A 333-nucleotide genomic window follows, 5' to 3' on the forward strand; every position below is an offset into this window, starting at 1 on the left:
TCATTCATAATAATCAGCGTATTATTGAACGATTTCGGACTCAGGTTGGTAATCTTGCACATTCCTTAAAGACTCCTTTATCAGTTGTTATGAATGAGGCTGATAAAATACGCGGAGAACAAGCGATTTTATTGAAAGAGCAAATTAAAATAATGCAGGACCAAATAAATCATTATACACAACGTGCGCGCATTGCTGCACAATGCGACAGTGTGATTTATCACACATCTGTGCGCAAAGTAGTTAATCGTTTGGTGCGAGTTATGGAAAAGCTTAATCCTGAGAAACAGTTTCGTTTTGTCATGGATGTTAATGATATTATTTTTTCTGGTG

General features: G+C 36.3%; 1 pseudogene. It reads left to right on the forward strand.

The window, feature by feature from the left end:
* A pseudogene (locus ACFIO5_RS10045) lies at positions 1 to 333 on the forward strand (histidine kinase); the annotation flags it as partial.

Source organism: Bartonella sp. AA86SXKL, assembly GCF_042196885.1.